This window comes from Gemmatimonas sp. (assembly GCF_027531815.1).
Classification (GTDB): Bacteria; Gemmatimonadota; Gemmatimonadetes; order Gemmatimonadales; family Gemmatimonadaceae; genus Gemmatimonas.
Window position 1 is genome coordinate 203070 of record NZ_JAPZSK010000006.1, and the last position, 20289, is coordinate 223358.

Genomic DNA, 20289 nt, shown 5'->3' on the forward strand with positions numbered 1-20289 from the left:
CATGCCCGCTGCTCCGCTCCCGCCTTCGCCGTTGGGCGAGACCGCGCTCACCCGCCACGCCGGCATTCGCGTGCCGCTGATCTGCGGCCCCATGTATCCCTGCAGCAACCCCGAACTGGTGGCCGCGGTAAGCAGGGCGGGCGCGCTGGGGATCGTGCAGCCCATTTCGCTCACGTACGTGCACGGGTTCGAGTTCCGGGCGGGGCTGCGCCGGATCCACGAGCTGAGCGGTGGCGCCCCCATCGGCTTCAACGCGCTCATCGAAGCCTCCAGCAAGACGTACCAGAATCGCATGGTGCGGTGGGTGGAGACGGCGCTCGAGGAGGGGGTGCGCTTCTTTCTCACGTCACTGGGCAACCCGCGCTGGGTGTGCGAGCGCGTGCATGCCGCCGGCGGCGTGGTGTACCACGACATCACCGAACGCAAATGGGCGCTCAAGGGACGTGACGGCGGCGCGGACGGCCTCGTGGCCGTGAATCGTGAGGCGGGCGGGCACACGGGGTCGCGTGATGCGCGCACCCTGTTCGACGAGATCGCCGATCTTGGCCTGCCGGTGGTGGCGGCCGGCGGTGTGGGGGAGGCGGCCCACTTCCGCGCACTGCTCGAGATGGGCTATGCGGGCGTGCAGCTGGGGACCCGCTTCATCGCCACTACCGAGTGCAACAGCGACGTGCGCTACAAGGAAGCCATCGTGCACGCGACCTCGAAAGACGTGGTGCTGACCGAACGGCTCACCGGCGTCCCGGTGTCGGTGTTGCGCACCCCGTACGTGGAGCGCCTGGGTACCACGGTGGGTCCGATTTCACGCCTGCTGTTCAAGGGACGCAAGACCAAGCACTGGATTCGCACCTGGTACGCCCTGCGCTCACTGCGGCAGCTCAAGCGCTCGAGCATGGATGGGGCCACCAGCGACTACTGGCAGGCCGGCCGCAGTGTGGACGCCGTGCACGACATCCGACCCGCGGGGGACATCGTGCGCGAATTCGCGGCGGCGCTGGAGGGAGCACCGGTCTCCCTGGCCGACAGCGACACGACGCATGCGTCGCCCCATTCATCAGGTTCGCCATCATGACCCGTTACGCTTTTTCGACTTTGCGCCGTTCAGGCGTGTGGCTCGTGTGCTGCCTGCTCGCCACACCACTCGCCGCCCACGCGCAGGCGTCCGCCCAGTCGCTTGCCACCAGGGGGCTGCGCGCGCCGGTTTCCCTCACGCGCGACAGTGCGGGTATCGTGCACATCGAGGCGCAGAACGAGCACGACCTGTTCTTCGCGCAGGGCTACAGCGCCGCGCGCGACCGGCTCTTCCAGCTCGAGCTGTGGCGCCGGCAGGCCACGGGCACGATGGCGGAAGCGTTGGGGCCGCGCTGGGTCGCGCGCGATCGGGCGGCGCGGCTCATGACGTACCGCGGCGACATGGCCACCGAACTCGCGCACTACCACCCGCGGGGCAAGGCAATCATCGAGGCGTTCGTCGCAGGAGTGAACGCGTGGGTGGACCGGGTGCGCGCCGATGCCACGCTCATGCCTCCCGATCTCGCGGCCCTTGGCATCACCCCCGGGCACTGGACGCCGGCGGTCGTGGTGTCGCGCCACAATGCGCTGGCCAGCAATGCCAGCGAGGAAGCCGGGCTGGCGCGTGCCGTGCGGATGCTGGGCAGCGACGCCGTGATGCGCCGGCGGCGCTTCGAACCGGGCAATGTGCGTCTCGCGCTGGACAGCGCGGTGGCGCAGCTCGTCGCCACGGTTGCCGATGCGCGGCTGCTGGCCGATTACAGTGGCTCGCGCAGCGCACCGTCCTTCCGCGCCGACGAGCTGGCCGCCTCATGGCGCCGGCCGACGGCGGCACCTGGCGACACGACCGCGCGTGTCGAGACCGACCGCTGGGAGAGCAACAACTGGGTGATCAGCGGCGGGCGCACCGCGAGCGGCAAGCCCATCGTCGCCAACGATCCGCACCGGGCCATCTCGCTGCCGTCGCTGCGCTACCTGGTGCATCTCAAGGCGCCGGGTTGGGATGTGATTGGCGGTGGTGAACCGGGAATTCCCGGGGTGGCCATTGGCCACAATCAGCATGGTGCGTGGGGGCTCACGATCTTCGGCATCGACAGCGAAGACCTGTACGTGTACCAGCTCGACGCCGCGAACCGCGCCTATCGCTACAAGGGCGGCTTCGAGCCGCTGCGCGTGCTTGGCGACACGGTACGCGTGAAAGGGGGCGGCGCGGTTCCCGTTTCGCTGTCCTATACGCGGCATGGTCCGGTGCTGTACGTGGACAGCACCCGCCACGTCGCCGTGGCGTTGCGCGCCGGATGGCTGGAGCCCGGTGGCGCGCCGTATCTCGCCAGCCTGCGGCTGGATCAGGCCACGAACTGGACGGAGGCGCGCGCGGCGCTCACGTATGCGCGCATGCCCGCGCTCAACTGGATCTGGGGCGATACCAGCGGCACCATCGGCTGGCAGACCGCGGGCGTGGCGCCCGTGCGGCGCAATTGGGAGGGGCTCATGCCGGTCCCTGGCGATGGGCGTTTCGAGTGGGATGGGTTGCTGCCCATCGCCCAGCTGCCGCACGAGACCAATCCCGCCCGTGGCTATGTGGGGACGGCCAACGCCTTCAACGTGCCAAGCACCTATGCGCACTTCGAGGCACTCGCGCGCAGCTGGTCCGACCCATTCCGTCACGATCGTCTGCAGCAGGTGCTGGACACCACGCGCCAGGCCACCGTGGCCAGCTCGGGGGCGCTGCAGCACGACGCCTACGCCCTGGCGGCAGAGCGCCTGGTCCCACTGCTCGATCACGTGACCGTTCCCACGCCGTTGGCCAAGGCGGCGCGCGATACGCTAATGGCGTGGAATCGCGTGCTCGATGCCGAGTCGCGGGGCGCCGCCATTTACGTGGCGTGGGAGCGCCGACTGGCGTCGCACACCGCGGCGCTCGTCGTGCCGCCCAACGCACGCCCGCTGCTGCGCACGGTGCCGCTGTCCCGCGTCGTGGAGCTGCTCACCCGCCCGGACTCCTTGCTTGGCGACCGTCCGGAGGGCACCCGCAACGACGTGCTCGTCCGTGCGTTCACCGAGACGATCGACGACCTGCGCCAACGCTTCGGCGACGACCTGAGTGGCTGGCGCTACGGGGATGCGCGCTTCCATCACGCGCGCATTGCGCATCCGTTGGACGCGCTGGTATCCGACTCGCTGAAGCGCGTGCTGTCGCCGGGTCCGGCACCGCGCGGTGGCTACGCCAATACGCTGCTGGCCACGAGCAATGCCGACAACCAGAATCATGGCGCCAGCTTGCGCGTGGTGATGGACGTGGCCGACTGGGACGCCGCGCTGGTGACCAACACGCCAGGTCAGAGTGGTGACCCGCGCAGCCCGTTCTACACCAACCTGTTCTCGTCGTGGGCGCAAAACCGCTTCCTGCCCCTGCCCTACTCTCCTGCGGCCGTCAAGCGACAGGCCGCGGAAGTCGTGGTCCTCACCCCCTGAGCCGGCGATCTGTCCGCCCATCGCCGCTCCCCCTTCGTCACCCGTTCATCTGCTCCCGGAGACCTGCTCATGCTGTCGCTCACGTTGCCCGTCGTCATCGCCGCCGCATCCCTCGCGTCCACGCCGTCGCCGTCGCCTCGCCCGACGTTTGCGCAGCAGGACATGTCGTTCTTCATCACCAGCGTGGGGTCCGGCGACGGCGCCAACCTCGGTGGGCTCGAGGGGGCCGACAAGCACTGCGCCACGCTCGCCGAGGCCGCCGGCGTGCGCGGCAAGACGTGGCATGCGTATCTCAGCCAGCAGGCCGTGGGCGGCAAGTCGGCGGTCCATGCGCGCGATCGCATCGGCAAGGGCCCGTGGAAGAACGCCAAGGGCGTGGTGGTGGCCACGAGCGTGGACGATCTGCACAGCGAGGCCAACAAGCTGAGCAAGGACAACAGTCTCACCGAGAAGGGCACCGTGGTGAACGGCCGCGGTGACACGCCCAATACGCACGACATCCTCACCGGCTCGACGCTCGACGGCCGCGTGCAGCCCGGTGACGGCGACAGCACGTGCAGCAACTGGACGAGCAATGCCGAAACCGGCAGCGCCTCCGTGGGCCATCATGATCGTCAGGGGGGCGGCGCCAACCCCACCAGCTGGAACTTCGCGCACGCCTCCCGCGGCTGCAGCCAGAAGAACCTGCAGGCGACGGGCGGGAACGGGTTGTTCTACTGCTTTGCGGTGTAACTGCGCGAACGGCTGACAGCGGCACTGCATACTGCGGTTACCTGCAGACGGCAGACGGCAGGAACCACAGCACGCAGACGGGAGCAATGTGGTAGAAAAAACGGGCGCCCCCGCTTCGCGGGGCGCCCGATTTCCTTTGTGGTAGGAATATCAGGAGCGGCGCGCAGCGCACGCTCCTGTGTTGTTCTACCGCCGTGCTGCTTACTGCGTGCTGTAGTTCCTGCCGTCTGCCGTCTGCTGTTGAGCGCAGTAATCCGTCACGCAGTAATCCGTCACGCTGTAAGCCGTCCCGCCGTTACTCAGTTCGTACCCGGCTTCTTGTCCTGCAACCAATACGCAAACCACTGCCGCAACCGCCCCAGCCGGTCCACCAGCAGCCACGGTTCTCCCGCGCGGCTCAGGTCATGGTTGGAGCGCGGGTACCGAATGAGCTCCACCGGCACCCCCTGCTTCTTGAGTGACATGAACCACATCTCCGCGCTCCCCATGGGCGTGCGATGGTCCTCCTCGCTCTGCACGATGAGCATGGGCGTCTTCACCTTCTGCACATAGCGGATGGGCGAGAGCGTGTCGTAGAGCGCCTGGTTGTCCCACGGCTTCCCATAGAACTCGAACTCGGTCAGCCCCTGCGCATCGCTCGACCCGTACCAGTACGTCCAGTCGGTAATGGTGCGGTCCGTCTGAATGGCGGCGAAGCGATTGGTCTTCGTCGCCATCCACGTGGTCATGAAGCCACCGTACGACCCGCCCGTGGCCCCCAGCTTCGCGCTGTCCACATCGGGGCGCGCCGCCACGATGTCCACGGCCTTCATCAGGTCCTCGTAGTCTTCCATGCCCCAGCGGCCGCGCGTGCTGTACGTGAAGTCGGCGCCATAGCCGCTCGACCCGCGCGGGTTGGTGAACAGCACGAACATCCCCTGCGCGGCGAGGTTCTGGAACTCGTCGAACCAGCCCTCACCATACGCCGAGTGCGGACCGCCGTGGATGTAGATCACCATGGGGTACTTCTTCCCCGGCTCGTAGCCGTACGGCTTCATGAGCCAGCCTTCGATCTCGAGGTTGCCCACGCTCTTGTAGGTGAAGCGCTCGGCGTCGCTCCACACCACGTCGGCGTTCACGGCATCGTTGAAATCGGTGAGCTTGCGCTCGCCGGTGCCGTCGGCGTTGGCCACGAACAGCTCGGTGGGCCTGGTCATGCTGGTCGCCACGTACGCCAGCACCTTGCCCGCCGCGTCGTAGCTGGTGCCGCGAATCTGTCGGCGGCCGCCCACCAGCTCCTTCGGCGCGCTCTTCCCGGCGAGGTCGGCGCGCAGCACGGCCGAACGACCGCCAATGTCGGCGGTGAACTGGATGCCCGTACGCAGCCAGTCCATACCGCTCGGCTCGAACTGCCAGTCGCCGAGCAGGTTGCGTGGCGTGCCGCCGTTCACCTCGACCACGAAGAGGCGGGCACTCTTCGTACGGCCAGGGCGGCCAATGAAGGCCAGCTGCTTGCTGTCGGGAGACCAGGTGAGATCCGACTCCGCCCCCATCCAGTCGGCCACCTTGCGCGGCGTCCCCCCGTCCACGCTGAGCAGGTAGATGTCGGCCTCGTTGCGCTCGGCCTCGTCGCGCACCTTGTCGTAGGGCAGTCTGGCCAGCGAGTCACGCTCGAGCTCCACCACGCTGTCGGGGCGCAGGCGCGCGTCGGCCACAAAGGCCACCCACTTGCCGTCAGGACTTACCACCGGGCTCCGGTGTGAATACGCCACGTTCGTGATCTGCTTCTTGGCCGTATCGCCCACCAGCTGCTTGAACAGCTGCTGCGGGCGCCAGTGGCGCGCGACCCGGCGCCCCGGCACAAAGCCGGTGGCGTTGTTCTTGTACGCCATGTCCACCACATGGCGGCCGTCGAAGCGCGTGGGTACGGCGGGGCGCGTAATGGCGTCGAAGGGCGGCCGCGCCATGGGCTGCTGCTGCGCGAACGGGTCACCAGCGGGCACCTGCGGGGCCGGCGCTGCCGGCTCGGCGAACACCGCAAAGGCGCCGGTGGCCGGCATGGTGCCGCTGGTCGGATACCCCGGCACCTGCATGGCCTCCCCGCTGGGCTGGTCGAGGCGGATGGCCCACGTGTTTCCCGTGCCGCCGCTGCGCGACGACGTGAAGAACAGGTAGCTGCCGTCGGGGCTCCAACGCGGGTTGCTGCTCTCGGTACTCGGCGCCGTCCACCGCTGCGGCTCGCCGCCGGCGGTGTTCACCACCCACACCTCGCTGTGCCGGCGATTATCCCCTTCCACCGCGCGGGTCACGGTCATGGCCACCCGCTTGCCATCGGGCGACACGGCCGGTGCGCTCACATTCACCACGCGATACCAGTCGCCGAGCATCATGGCGCGCGGGCCCTTGGGGAGCGGTGTGGCGGTTGCGGCCGATCGTGCGGCCGCGGCGCCCTGGGCGCTCACGGCGGCCGGGACGAGGAGCAGCTGGGGGGCAAGCGCGAGCCAAGCGGCGCGGCTCCGCATCGGGACAAGACGTCGGATGGGCATGGACGGGTAAGGAGGGGGCCGCTCAGGAGGGGCGGCGGAATCATGGCGGGCGGAAGAGGCGGTGGGCAACCCTGCCTGACATACGCCCGCCGTAGGTGGTGTGCTGCCGGTCTTGCGCCAACTTCGCTGCCCCGAGTCGATTGGCGGCGCCGCCGACAGGGCAGGATTGTGACATTTATCCCAATTCTCTCTTGCCCTTCCGTGGGTATCCCCCTACCATGTTCGGCATCGCGGAGGAGCGGCCGCGTAACCGACCCGAGGTTCGTCCCCGGCAGCCAGCCGGTGTGCCGATTCGCAGGGGCGGCGCAGCAAATCGGTGGTAGTTCACGCCCGATGTTCCACACTTACTCGAGGAGGTGATCAATTGTCTAGTTCCTGTCCCTTTGCCGGCTCGTCCTGGGCAGCAGATCTCCTGATCGGCGCCCGGTAACACGGGTTCTTCCGGTTCAGGGTCTCCTCGAGCCGGCAGGGAAATCATGAAGGGCCGTCCCGTTTTCGAACGGGCGGCCCTTCGTCGTTCCGGGATAACCGGAGGCGCGGAGGTGGGGAGGCGCAGAGGTGGGGAGGCACACAGCAGGCCCCTCTCCCCCGTCAGCGCCTGATCGTTGCCAACGCCCCGTCGAGTTGGCGCACGAGTGCGGCGGCGAACTCCACGCTGCGGCGATAGAAGGCGGGATCCACCTTGTCGACATCGTCGCCCGGCTTGTGATAATCAGGGTGATCCTCGACCCCCAAATACAGAAAGGGGATCCCCTTGGCGTGGAAAGCGCTGTGGTCCGACGAGCCCGTCCAGTCATCGCCGGGCTTGAGATCCCTGGTGTCGTGTCCGAAACGCACGGTGACCTTGGACGCCGCCGAGGCGGCCTCGGCCAGCGGCTTGAGAAACGGATAATGCGAGGTGCCGGCCACCCAGAGCGCGCCGGCATCCTGCCGTGCCACCATGTCGAGATTGAGGTTCGCCGCGATGCTTTCCAGCGGAATGGGCGGCGCGCTCACGAAGGCGCGGGCGCCCTGCAGCCCCATTTCCTCGGCATCGAAGAACACCAGCACGACGTCGTGCTGCGGTGGCGCGCGCATGAGCCGTTCGGCCACGGTGAGCAGCGCCACGCACCCACTCGCGTCGTCGTCGGCGCCGTTGAAGATCTCCCCGTTGCGTACGCCGAGATGGTCGTAGTGGGCGCTCAGCACCAGGGCGCGTCCCGAGCCGGAGCGCCCCGGAATGCGGGCCACGATGTTCACACCGGCCATGCTGTCGGCCCCGGCGGCGCCACGGGCGCGAAAACGGAAGGGATGCTCGAAGCGTGCCCCCACGGGACGCACACCCATGGCGTGCAGTTGCTGCACGAGATACGCGCGCGCCCTGGCGCTGCCGGGGGTAGCGGTGCGGCGCCCCTCCATGCTGTCGGCCGCCAGCACGGACAGGCGTTGCATGAGGGCAGACGTGACGGAATCGCTGGGCGGCGGGAAGGGCTGCGCGGCGAGGGGCGCTACGGCGACGGGCGCCACGGCGATGGGCGCCACAGCGAGGGAGGCTGCCAACAGGAAGGACCGGGACGCTCGGATCGACACGGCAACGGGGGTGGGATGGTGAGGGTGCGGGGTCATTGAATCCATACCCCACTCTGCCCCGTGAGTCGCGCCCGCACCACGATGCCGGTAGGCGTGGTACTCACGGTCATGATCTGCACGTCGCGCACGCTGCTGCCCATGACCACACCCGGGGCGAGCGTGCCATTCAGTTTGGTGAGCAACTCCGCACGAGCCGAATCGAGCTGCGCCCCAAGCGGCACCCGGCCGCCGCCGGTGGCACGGCGCACCGCGAACGCCACAAGCGGCGCCGCCAGGGTGGCCTTCACCCGCGACAGTGCCCCGCGGCTCTGCAGCGTCCAATCCAGATCATCGAGGCGCAGCTCACGCGTGGCGGCATCCCATCGGGGTCGTGACAGGAGCTCCAGGCGGCCACGCAACGCGCCCGACACCGCGAGGTCCACGAGTACCGTATCGCCCTGGCCGCGCACGAACACACTGTCCACTCGCACACTTTCGTTGCGGGTGTCCTCGGTGAGCAAGACCGTGGCCCGTCGTGCCAGCTCCACGAAGGGCAGTTCCACGGTCACCGGAACAGAGAACTCTGCCGGCGCCGTGCCAAGCGCCAGCGGCGGCAGGGGGCGCGTGCGCACCATGGGCTTGCCGCCGGCAACCACGCGCGGGCGCGCATACAGGACCAACGTGGTCGTGATGTTCACCCCCGCTCCCACGAACGGGGTGACCCGCACCGCTTCGGGCTCGAGCTGCAGCCACAGGCTGGACGCGCTGTCGAGCGCCGTCGGTTCGAGAAAGCTGCGCCAGAGCGAGTCAGCCAGCGGCCGAAAATCGGCGACCAGCGGAATGGTGCTGTCGGCTTGCGCCGCAAAGACCCGCAGCTGGCGGTCGACAATGCCCTGCAACGTTTTCGATGCGTCCACGCCGAACGCCGTCACCAGACACGGATCCTGCAAGGTGGCGGCGAGCCGACTGTCCTGCGCGCCAATGCGCCAGTCCCGACGCCAGTAGAGCGCCGTGCTCATGGACAGTGCGGCACGGCGCATCGACTCCGGCGCGTAGCCGCAACTGGCCACGCGCGCACCACCCACTACGCCAAGACGGGCGCGAAAGGCAAGGTCCGTGTCGATGAGCAGCCTATTGTCGCGGCCACGCAGGCGCAGCGGCTCCCGCCGGTATACGTACTGATGACACACCAGCCCACCGGCATTGGCGCACAGGGCCGCGGTGAGTGAGTCGCGTGCCGGAAAGAGCGAGTCGAGCGACGGCACGAGCGCGCGCAGCACGTAGGTGACCTTGACCGGCACTACGGCCAGTTCGCTGCCGCCCGCCGGTGCCGCCGAAGGCGCGGGCGCAGGCACCGTGCCGGCGGACACGGGGCTGGCCGGCAATGGGCGCGGTGTGGCGGCGCCGGAGGGCGGCCCGGCAGCGCGCGCGCAGGCACCCGCCAGCACGAGCGAGGCCAACGCCAGCGACGGTGTGCGATGGCCGCGCCCGCTCATGGGCCAGGCCACCGCAAGGCGTTGCCCGACTCGGGCACGGCGAGGGCTACCAGCGCCGTTCCGCCCCGGTCCAGTCGAGGAAGGCCCCCGTTCGATCAAGCGGGAGGCGCTCGACCTGCATGAGCAGGCCGAGCGCGGCTTCGTCGATGGGCACCTTGAAGGCCGGGCCATCGGGCGTCGTGGCGTAGTTGCCCGGGTTGCCGATCAACACGGCGATGCGCTCCTCGGCCAGGTCGTGGGCGAGGGTGCGCATGTACATGTGCAACGCCGCCGCGCTGGTGCACGTGGCATAGTCGGCCCCTTGCGACTTGCCTTCGAGGGAGCCCAGCCAGCTGCTCACGGCGAGCACGCGCGCGCGATCGCCGCGGGCCAGCCAGGGCAGCAGCGTGCGCACCAGCAGCAGCGGCGCCACGGCATGACGGCGCAGATGCTCGGTGAGTCCGCTGCCGGTGAGTGTCTGCAGATGTTCATCGCGCTCGGTGCTGGCGAGCGTCTCGTGCGGCCCGGGCTCCGCCGGGCCGATGACCACGAGATCCAGCGAATCGGTCAGTCCTTCCAGCACCGGCGCCACATCGGCCACGCTCGACGCGTCGGCCGGATCGAGTGGCAGCAGTTCCAGCCCGCCGAACTCTGCGCGCAGGTCGGCCAGAATGGGTACGCGTGCGGGATTGCGGCAGCAGGCATACACACGATCGCCGCGGATGAGGCTCTGTCGCACGAACTCGACGCCCAGTGGCCGCGAGGCACCGGTCACGAGCGTGCGGCGCGCACTGGCGGCGCTCACGCCACCTCCCGTGCACGACGCGCGATGACGTCGGCGACCGCCCGCACCGTGGCCTCGATCTCCACGGGCCGGTTGGCGTGGGCAAAATCGTCGCGCTGCTGATGCAGCTCCACGAGCATGCCGGGATCCTTGAGGACGTGTCCGGTGAGCACCGCCACCACGCGATCGCCCGAGCGGATCACGCCACTGCGTACCAGCTGCCGGACACCGGCCACACTGGCGGCACTGGCCGGCTCACATCCGACGCCGGCCGCGTCCACCTGCACTTTGGCGTCGATGATCTCCTCGTCGGTCACGCTGAGGACGAGGCCATCCGTATCGCGAATGGCCCGCACGGCACGATCCCAGCTGGCCGGATCGCCAATACGAATGGCGGTGGCGATGGTCTCGGCCTGCACGCGGAGGCGCTCCCGGAAGCTGTCGCGAAACGCCTTGGCAAAGGGGGCCGCCCCGGCGGCCTGCACGCTCACCAGACGCGGCATGCGGTTGATGAGCCCCAGCGCGTGCGCTTCGCGCAGCGCCTTGCCGAAGGCCGCCGTGTTGCCAAGGTTGCCGGCGGGGAGCACGATGAAGTCGGGGACGGACCAGTCCATCTGCTGCAGCAACTCCAGCACGATGGTCTTCTGCCCCTCCACCCGCCACGGATTGATGGAGTTGAGGAGGTAAATGCCCAACTCGCGTGACGCGTCCTGCACGAGGCGCAGGCAGTCGTCGAAGTCGCCGCGCACCAGCAGAGTGGTGGCGCCGTAGGCGAGCGTCTGCGCCATCTTGCCAAGCGCCACCTTGCCGGCCGGTACGAACACCAACCCGGGAATCCCGGCCTGGGCCGCGTAGCTCGCCAACGAGGCACTCGTGTTGCCCGTACTGGCACACGCCACGGCGGTGGCCCGCGTGCGCACCGCTTGCGTGGTGCCCACGGTCATGCCGCGATCCTTGAACGAACCGGTGGGATTGTACCCCTCATGCTTGAGCAACAGGCCGTCACATCCGGCCCAGGCGCTCACGCGCGTCCGGGAGAGCAGCGGCGTGTTGCCCTCGGGATGGCTGGTGATGGCCGCTCCGGCCGCGGGCATGACCACCTGCTCAAAGCGCCACACGCCGCTGGCATGTCCGGCGGGGCGCGCACAGCAGTGCTGCGCGAAGGCGTGCCGCAGGGCCGCTGGTGCAGCGGACGCGCCCATGCTGTCCACCGGCGCCCGGTGAATGATGGCGAGCAGGCCGCCGCAGTGCGGACAGGCGGGACTCGCGTCGAGTTCGTGCCAGTCGGCACCGCACACATCGCAGCGTTGCACACTGTGCTGCCCGGGCGCCTCCTGCGCGCCCAGAAAGATCGAGTCGTTCGCTGCCATCGTCAGGCCGGGGTAAGCTGGAGGATGTCGTTGAGCACCCCCGCGGCGGTTACCGCAGGACCTGCCCCGGGGCCGGTGATCACGAGGGGATGCTCGCGATAGCGCATCGTGGTAAACACGATCTGATTGTCGGTGCCGCGCAGTCCGGCCAGCGGATGCGACGGCGGGACCGCCTGCAGCCCCACCTGCACTCTGGTGCGCGTCGCGCGCAGCACATAGCGCAGCACGCGCCCCTGCCGGGTGGCCGCCGCCTGCCGCGCGGCCCATGCCGCGTCCTGATCGGCCAGCGTGGCCTTGAAGCGGGCCACCGGCATGGAGCGGAAGGCCTCGGGCACGAGGCTCTCCACGGTGACATCGTCCAGATCGCCGGTGAAGCCGATGAGCCTCGCGAGGATCAGCGCCTTGCGCGCCACGTCCATGCCGCTCAGGTCGTCGCGCGGATCGGGTTCGGTGTAGCCGCGCGCCATGGCGTCGCGCAGCGCCTCACTGAAGGGGCGCCCCTTGCCGATCTCCGTGAGCAGGAAGCCAAGCGTGCCGCTGGTGCACCCTTCGATGCGCAATACCTTGTCGCCGGTTTCGACCAGCTTCGCGTAGCTGTCCATGACGGGCAGGCCAGCGCCCACCGTGGTTTCGTGAAGAATACGCGCACCGTGCTGGGTGGCCAGCGCCCGCAGCGCCTCCACCTCCACGCGTGACGCGGAGAGCGGCTTCTTATTGGCCAGCACCACGTCCCAGTCGGCGGTGATGGCTTTCCGTACGGCCGGCAAGGTCTGATCGGCGGTCAGGTCCACCAGCACGGGACGCGATAGCGCGTGCCGCGCAATCTGTGATACCGCCTCGGAGGCCGTGGCCTTGATGGCACCGGGGATGGCCATGAGCGATGCCCCCTGCTCCTTCAGCGTCACCGCGTTGAGCAGCTGCTTGGCCGAGAGGCCATCGGCGTTGAAGAGGTACCCGCTGCGATCGACGAGCCCCACAATGGTGGGCTTCACGCGACGGCGGGTGCGCGGCAGGATGCGCAGCAGCTCACGACCGATCTGTCCGACCCCCAGCAGCACCACATCGAGACGATCGTCGTGGCGTACGCCGCCGCCGCCGATCTTGTCGAGCTGGAACTCATCGTGTACCGCGCGCGCCGCCTGTTCAGCGTCCTTTTCGGTGATGACGACGGAGATGTTCAGCTCACTCGACCCCTGCGCAATGGCCACGATGTTCACGTGGGCGCCGGAGAGCGACGAGAACATGCGGGAGGCAATGCCCGGTGAGCCTGCCATGCCAAGGCCGACCACGGCCAGCGTGGCCATCCCGCCCTTCACCTCCACCCCCTCCAGTTCGCGACGCGCCACTTCGAGCGCGAAGGCCTCCTCCAGTGCGGCGCGGGCCTGCGCCCCACGTTCCGCCGGCACGCACAACGAGATGCTGTGCTCGGAGCTGGCCTGCGTAATGAGGGTCACGCTGATGCCCGCCTGCTGGAGCGCCGCGAAGGTGCGCGCCGCAATGCCCGGCACCCCCAGCATGCCGTTGCCGGTGACGGTGACCAGCGCCTGGCCGCGCACGATGCTGAGCGCCTTCACGGGATAACGCTGCAGCGTGTGCCGCGTGCTGATTTCCGTGCCGGGGGCGTCCGGCTCGGCAAACGGGCGCACGAATACCGGCACCTGAATACGCGCCAGCGGAATGAGGGCGCGCGGGTGCAGCACCTTGGCGCCGTAGTAGGCCAGCTCGGCCGCTTCGCGCACATTCAGCTGCGGCACGATGCGGGCACTCGGCACGAGGCGCGGGTCGGTGGTCATCAGCCCGGGCACATCCTTCCAGAGCGTAATGCGCTGGGCCTTGAGGGCCCGCCCGAGTACGGTGGCCGTGAGGTCGCTGCCACCGCGCCCCAGCGTGACGAGGGCGCCGTCGGGACTCGCCCCCACGAAGCCCGGCACCACGGGCATCACGCGCCGGCGCAGCAATGGGGCCAGCCGGTCGCGCACCCGCCGGTCGGTCGCTGCCAGATCGGGAAAGGCGTTGCCGAAGACGCCGTCGGTGACGATGAGCTCCGCCGCCTCGACGTACTGAGCCTTGGCGCGGCGCGCCTGCATTCCGGCCACCACCAGCCGCGCGGACAGCTGTTCCCCCCGCGCCACGAGAAAGTCCCGCGTGCGCGGGGTGAGTTCGCGCAGGCTGGCGACCCCGTGCGCGAGGGTCCGCAGCTCCGCAAAGGCGTCCTCCAGCTCCTCCACTAGCACGGCCCGGGCACGCCGGGTGGGAATGATGCCCTCCGCCACGGCCACGTGCCGGGCCTCGAGGCGGTCCACCGCGGCGTCGGCAGCCCGGAAGTCGCCGGCGCGGGCCGATTCGGCCATGGCCAGCAGGGCGTCGGTTACCCCGGCCAATGCCGACACGACTGTGACCACCTGGGAGGGGCGCGGCGTCAGGATAAGGTCGATGGCGTGCCGAACCGCAGCGGCATCGGCCAGCGACGCCCCGCCGAACTTGAACACGTCGACAGCCTTTCGCCGGCCAGAGGAGGCCGAACGGGGGGAACGGGATGGGGAGGCGGTGCGTGCTGGCATGGGCTCAGAGATGACGGGACGTCCCGCGTAACGGGGTCGTTCCGACACTAGCCGCGGCTGGTGTGCCTGTCCACACCCTGCGCACGGGGCATACTATTCCCGTGTGCGGGTGCTAAACTGAAGCATCCCCGTTTTCAGAAACAAAGACCACCTTTCATGACACTCCTCGTCGACGCGCCCCAGATTCCGTTCGTGCAGGCCCCGGGCACCCTCCCCGGTCGCATTGCCGGCCTGGCCCAGCTGGCTCAGAACCTCGCCTGGAGCTGGAACCGCGACGCCCGCTCGCTGTTCAAGTCCATCGACGAGTCGCTCTGGAACCGGACCCGCCACAATCCGATCCGGCTGCTGCAGCTGGTCCAGCCCGATCGATTGGACGCACTCGCGACCGACCCGGTGTTTTGCGCCCGCTACGACCGCGCCATGCAGTGGCTGGCGGCCGAGCGGTCGGACGAGCACACATGGTACGCCCGTACATTTCCCGAACTTCGTGGCAAACCGGTCGCGTACTTCTGTGCCGAATTCGGCATCCACAATTCGGTGCCCATCTATTCCGGTGGGTTGGGCGTGCTGGCCGGCGACCACCTCAAGACGGCGTCGGATCTTGGCGTCCCGCTGGTGGCGGTCGGCATTCTCTACCGCAACGGATATTTCGACCAGCGCATCCGGGTGGATGGCTGGCAGGAGGACAGCGACGCGCGCATCGAGTTCGACGGGGTACCGCTGGTGCCGCTTCCCGGGCGCGACGGGGCCCGCCATCTGGTCACCGTCAACACCTTCGGGCGCGACATTCACATTCGCGTGTGGAAGATGCAGGTGGGACGCGTGCCGGTGTACCTGCTCGATTCGGACCTCGAGGTCAATCACCCCGAAGACCGGCCCCTGCTTTCCAAGCTGTATTCCGGCGGGCCGGCGATGCGTCTGCGGCAGGAGTGGCTGCTGGGAGTGGGCGGCGTGCGCGCGCTGCGTGCCCTGGGGATCGCCCCGGCGGCGTGGCATGCCAACGAGGGGCATGCGGCCTTCATGATGGTCGAGCGCGTGCGCGAGCTGTGTGCCGGCGGCCTCGCGTATCGGGACGCGGTGAAGCAGGTCCGCAACGCGAGCGTGTTCACCACCCATACGCCCGTCCCGGCGGGTCACGACCATTTTTCGGTGGACGAAGTGCGGCAGTGCGCCAACGGCTACTGGAACGAGATGGGGATTGATGCCGAGACGTTCCTGCGCATCGGGTTCCACCCCGAATCCGGATCGGGCGTGTACCACATGACCGCCGCCAGCGTCCGTCTTTCGCGCCGGGTCAACGCGGTGTCGCGCCGCCACGGGATCGTCACGCGCGAGATGAGCCGCTCGCTCTGGCCCACTCACGACGCGGAATCGATTCCCGTGGGGCACGTGACCAACGGCGTGCATCTCGCCACGTGGATGGCCACCCCCATCATGACGATGCTCGATGAGCATCTGGGGCCGGCGTGGGGGCACAGCAACGACCCGGCGCTCTGGGAGCAGGTGCTCACCCTCGACGACGAAACGCTCTGGTACACGCACTCGCGCCTCAAGAACACGCTCATGCGCCTGGTGCGGGAGGAGGCGCGTCGGGCCTTTGCGGCGCGTCAGATGGAAACCACGCAGTTGGTGGGGGCCGGCACGTTGCTCGACCCCAACACGCTCACCATTGGCTTTGCGCGGCGCTTCGCCACGTACAAGCGCGCCAACCTGATCTTCCGTGATGTCGAGCGGCTGCGCCGCCTCGTCACGAATGCGCAGCGGCCGGTGCAGATCGTCTTCGCTGGCAAGGCGCATCCAGCCGACAATCCGGGCAAGCAGGTGCTGCAGAACGTGTATCAGTTCACGCGCGATCCGCAGTTCGAGGGGCGCGTGGCGTTCGTGGAGGATTACGGCATGCACCTGGCCCACCTGCTCGTGCAGGGGGTGGACCTGTGGATGAACCTGCCGCGAGTGCCGCTCGAGGCGTCGGGAACCAGCGGCATGAAGGCGGCGCTCAACGGCGTGCCGCAGCTCTCCACCGTCGACGGCTGGTGGGAGGAGGGTTTCGAGGGGAACAACGGCTGGGCCATCGAGCCCGAAGTGGACGACGACAACGGCATGAACACCGCCAATCGCCTCTACGAACTGCTCGAGCAGGAAGTCGTCCCCCGCTTCTACGATCGCGACAAGAACGAACTGCCGCGCCGCTGGCTCACGATGATGAAGCACGCCATTCGTGTGGGCGGACAGCAGTTCACGGCGCGGCGCATGGTGGAGCAGTACGCGCGGGCCTACTACGCCCCCGCCATTCTTGGCGATTCCCTTCCCGACGATCCGCCACTCGCCTGAACCGGCAACGTGGCCAACGAGACCGTTGCCTGCTGTACGTTCCCGCGTCGATTCACCACCAGTTCCGTGAATCGGCGCGGGATTCTGCTAGAATAGAACGATGACCTCCCCCATGAAGCCCACGCCCAGTTGGGGCTCGCCACTAGTGCGCGCTCCGGAATCGGGTGCGCCCACCATCGTGCACCTCACGGCGGAGTACAGCCCCTTCGCCCGCTCCGGCGGGCTGGCCGAGGCGGTCATGGGACTGGCCAATGTCCAGGTGCACGGCGGCGCGAATGTGGTGGTCTTCCTGCCGCTCTACCGCACGGTGCGCGATTTTGCGCCCGATCTCGCGCCGCTCGGCCGCCCCATTGCCGTCGACCTCGGGTTCCGTCGCGAAGAGGTGCGCTTCTTCCGCGAGGTCAACGCGCCCAAGGGCCCCAAGGTGGTATTCGTCGACATCCCGTCCGCCTTTTCGCGGAGCGGTCTGTATGGCGAAGGGGGGCGTGACTACGCCGACAATGCCCGCCGCTTCGCGCTCTACTCGCGCGCGGTGCTCGACGCCATTCCTCGGCTCATCGCGGGCCCCGTGCTCGTGCACGCGCACGACTGGCACGCCTCACTCGCCCTGCTCTACATGCGCAGCTATGCGGAGTTGCGGGAGCGATTCGCCGGCACGCCCACGGTGCTCACCGTGCACAACGGGGGCTATCAGGGGCACTTCCCCCCGGCCGCCCTCAACGACTGCGGCATTCCCCCGGAGCGGTTCACCTTCCGCCACGCCGAATGGTACGGCAAGGTGAACTTCCTCAAGGCGGGGCTCACGCACGCGGACATGGTGGTGACGGTCAGCCCCAATCACGCCGCCGAACTGCGCACGGCCGACGGTGGCTTCGGCCTGCACGAGGTCTTCCAGTGGCTGGGCAACCGCTTCACCGGCATCGTGAACGGGATCGATCAGGCCGTATGGAATCCGGCAGACGACGACCAGATCACAGCGCCCTACAGCGATGTTGATCCGACGGACAAGGCGCGCTGCAAGGCGGCGCTGCAGCGCAGTTTCGGGCTGCCGCAGCGGAAGCGCACGCCACTCTTCGGCTTCACGGGACGCATGGTCAAGCAGAAGGGACTCGACCTGATTCTCAACTCGCACCTCGTGTGGACCCTGGATGCACAGTTCGTGTTTCTCGGGGCCGGCGAACAGCGATACGAACAGGCGCTCACCGCCCTCTCGCGCGCACGTCCGCGCCACGTGGGGGTGCAACTCGACTTCACCGACCGGCTCGAGCACCGGCTCATGGCCGGCGCCGACCTGTTCCTCATGCCGTCGCAGTACGAACCGTGCGGCCTTACGCAGCTGCGGGCGCAGCGTTACGGCGCGCTCCCCATTGGCCGACGTGTCGGGGGCATTGCCGACACCGTTGAGGATGATGCCACCGGGTTCCTCTTCGACGCGTTCGAGCCGACGGCCTTCGATCGGGCCATCTCGCGGGCACTCGCGCGCTTTCATGATCCGGCCGCGTGGCTACCGCGCATGCAGACGGCCATGCGCCGCGACTTCAGCTGGCAACGCTCGGCCGAGCGTTATGCCGAGGTGTATCGGCGCGCCACCGACATCGCGCGCCATCACGCATGAGCGAGGGCGCGCATCACCTCATCGTGCACCAGCACCTCTATCAGCCACCGCGCGAAGATCCCTGGCTGGAGCTGGTGCCGGGCGAACCGTCGGCGGCTCCCGACCACGACTGGAACAGCCGCATCAATCGCGAGTGCTACGCGCGGCTCGGTCGCGCCGAGGCGTTTCGTCGTGATCCGCGCGCCGTGGCCCGTGATGCCGACGCGCGTTCCGGGCTGGCCCGCGTGGTGAATCTCTACGCGTGGTGCTCGTTCGACGCAGGGGCTACGTTGTGCGAATGGCTGGACAGCGAAGCCCCCGACTCCATGCAGGCCATGATCGCCGGCGATGCCGCGAGCGTGCGGCGCTGGGGGCACGGCAATGCCATTGCGGCACCGTATCACCACGTCATCCTGCCCCTCGCGTCACCACGGGATAGGCTCACGGAAATCCGCTGGGGCATTCGCGACTTCCGTCGCCGCTTCGGCCGTGAGCCCGAAGGGATGTGGCTCCCGGAGTGCGCGGCCGATGAGGCCACGCTGGAAGCGGTGGCCGCCGAAGGTATCGCCTTCACGATTCTGGCGCCGTATCAGCTGCACGGTCATCAGGGGGAAGGCATGCCGGTACGCTGGCGCGCCACCACCGGACGCGGCGCCTCCGGGCGTTCACTCACCATTGTGCCGTACGACGGCTCACTGGCCGGTGACGTGGCCTTTGGCGGCCTGCTGCGCAATGCGTATGCGCTCGCGGAACGCTTCATGCCCTATCGCGGCCAGACGCTGGAGGGGCCGCGCGGCACGACGCTCGCCACCGACGGCGAGACGTTCGGACATCATCACAAGTCGGGCGACTCCGTGCTGCTGGAAGCACTGGCAATCGTCGCGCGGCAGTCGGGCACCCGACTCACCAACGCGGCCGCCCTGGTGGCCAACCACGCCCCGATACACGATGTGCATCTCGTCTCCCCGTCGGCGTGGAGCTGCGCGCACGGCGTGGAGCGCTGGCGCAGCAACTGCGGCTGTCGTCTGGACGGCGGCAAGCCGCCGCTGCAGCAGTGGCGCGGCCCCTTACGCGCCGCCCTCGAACAGTTGGCCGCTCAGATGCATGCCGTGTACGAGCACGAGGGCGCCGCGCTGTTCGCGGACGATCCCTGGACCGTGCGCGACCGGTACGGCGATGCGGTGGCCGCCGACGGCCCGCTGCTCGAGACCTTCGCCAGACAGGTCATGCGCGCCGGGGCGACCGACAGCGAAGTGCGACGCGGACGTGCACTGCTGGAACTGCAGCGTGCGGCCCTGCGGCTGTTCACCTCGTGTGCCTGGTTCTTCGACGAGGTGGATCGCATCGAGGTCCGACAGGTCCTGCGCTATGCCGCGCGCTGCCTCGAGCTGAGCGGCGTCGCGGCGCGACTCACCCCGGAGTTCGTGCAGTGGCTGGCACCCGCCACCAACGGCCGTCCCGACGCGCCGAGTGCCGGTGACGTGTTCGTGCGGGAGGCACTCCCGCACCGCGATCCAACGCTGTGCGTGGCCGCCGGAGCCATGGCCGCGGCCAGTGCCACCGTGTCCGGTGCCCCATCGCGTGTGGGAACGTTCGACGTGCAGGTGGAGGCTGGGGAACCGGGGTGGCATGTGCGCACCACGCACCGGCGCACCGGCGCCACCGCGTCCTTTTTCGGCACGGTCGAAGGCGAGGGCCCCTCGCTGATCGTGCGGCTGTTCAACGCTGCCGTACCGAACGAGGCGCCGGAGGAGGTGCGTCCACACGAGTTCCCCGAACCGTTGGCGCGCGCGGTGCTCACACAACGCACCGACAGCGATCACGCCCTGCTGGCGCCGTTGTAGTCACCCGGCGCCATGCAGGGAGCGCCAACCGGGAGCGCC

General features: G+C 68.8%; 12 protein-coding genes. 6 read left to right on the forward strand and 6 right to left on the reverse strand.

Annotation, left to right across the window (positions count from 1 at the left end; translation table 11 throughout):
- Position 1: 1 nt before the first annotated feature.
- From O9271_RS08465 to O9271_RS08475, 3 genes are all read left to right on the forward strand, one after another.
- Entirely contained in the window at positions 2-1072 is a 1071-nt protein-coding gene (locus tag O9271_RS08465; RefSeq protein WP_298269304.1) for a nitronate monooxygenase, read from the forward strand.
- Positions 1069-3486, forward strand: coding sequence for a penicillin acylase family protein (locus O9271_RS08470; protein ID WP_298268270.1), 2418 nt, complete (start codon positions 1069-1071; stop codon positions 3484-3486). Before O9271_RS08465 ends, O9271_RS08470 begins: the two co-directional genes overlap by 4 nt.
- A 69-nt stretch (positions 3487-3555) precedes the next feature.
- Complete coding sequence (locus O9271_RS08475; RefSeq protein ID WP_298268272.1) at positions 3556-4218, forward strand: hypothetical protein; 663 nt, start codon at positions 3556-3558, stop codon at positions 4216-4218.
- 299 nt (positions 4219-4517) lie between these two features.
- On the opposite strand, the gene O9271_RS08480 is transcribed toward O9271_RS08475, so the two are convergent.
- The 6 genes from O9271_RS08480 to thrA form a co-directional block, all read right to left on the reverse strand.
- On the reverse strand, positions 4518-6743 hold the full coding sequence (locus O9271_RS08480; protein ID WP_298268274.1) for a S9 family peptidase: 2226 nt from the start codon (positions 6741-6743) through the stop codon (positions 4518-4520).
- A gap of 591 nt (positions 6744-7334) precedes the next feature.
- On the reverse strand, positions 7335-8264 hold the full coding sequence (locus O9271_RS08485; protein ID WP_298268276.1) for a M20/M25/M40 family metallo-hydrolase: 930 nt from the start codon (positions 8262-8264) through the stop codon (positions 7335-7337).
- A gap of 80 nt (positions 8265-8344) precedes the next feature.
- Complete coding sequence (locus O9271_RS08490; protein WP_298268278.1) at positions 8345-9787, reverse strand: DUF4403 family protein; 1443 nt, start codon at positions 9785-9787, stop codon at positions 8345-8347.
- Between the two features lie 46 nt (positions 9788-9833).
- Positions 9834-10571, reverse strand: a complete 738-nt coding sequence (locus tag O9271_RS08495) for an SDR family NAD(P)-dependent oxidoreductase (RefSeq protein WP_298268280.1) — start codon at positions 10569-10571, stop codon at positions 9834-9836.
- Positions 10568-11920, reverse strand: a complete 1353-nt coding sequence (gene thrC / locus O9271_RS08500) for a threonine synthase (protein ID WP_298268282.1) — start codon at positions 11918-11920, stop codon at positions 10568-10570. Before thrC ends, O9271_RS08495 begins: the two co-directional genes overlap by 4 nt.
- A gap of 2 nt (positions 11921-11922) precedes the next feature.
- Positions 11923-14409: a bifunctional aspartate kinase/homoserine dehydrogenase I gene (gene thrA, locus O9271_RS08505; protein ID WP_298268284.1), complete on the reverse strand. Its 2487-nt coding sequence runs from the start codon at positions 14407-14409 to the stop codon at positions 11923-11925.
- Between the two features lie 228 nt (positions 14410-14637).
- Here thrA and glgP point away from each other — a divergent pair, with 228 nt between their 5' ends.
- The 3 genes from glgP to O9271_RS08520 all read left to right on the forward strand — a co-directional run bounded on the left by glgP (position 14638) and on the right by O9271_RS08520 (position 20250).
- Complete coding sequence (glgP, locus tag O9271_RS08510) at positions 14638-16812, forward strand: alpha-glucan family phosphorylase (RefSeq protein WP_298268286.1); 2175 nt, start codon at positions 14638-14640, stop codon at positions 16810-16812.
- A gap of 100 nt (positions 16813-16912) precedes the next feature.
- Complete coding sequence (locus O9271_RS08515) at positions 16913-18427, forward strand: glycogen/starch synthase (RefSeq protein ID WP_298268288.1); 1515 nt, start codon at positions 16913-16915, stop codon at positions 18425-18427.
- On the forward strand, positions 18424-20250 hold the full coding sequence (locus O9271_RS08520; RefSeq protein WP_298268290.1) for a DUF3536 domain-containing protein: 1827 nt from the start codon (positions 18424-18426) through the stop codon (positions 20248-20250). The genes O9271_RS08515 and O9271_RS08520 overlap by 4 nt, the downstream gene beginning before the upstream one ends.
- Positions 20251-20289: the final 39 nt, after the last annotated feature.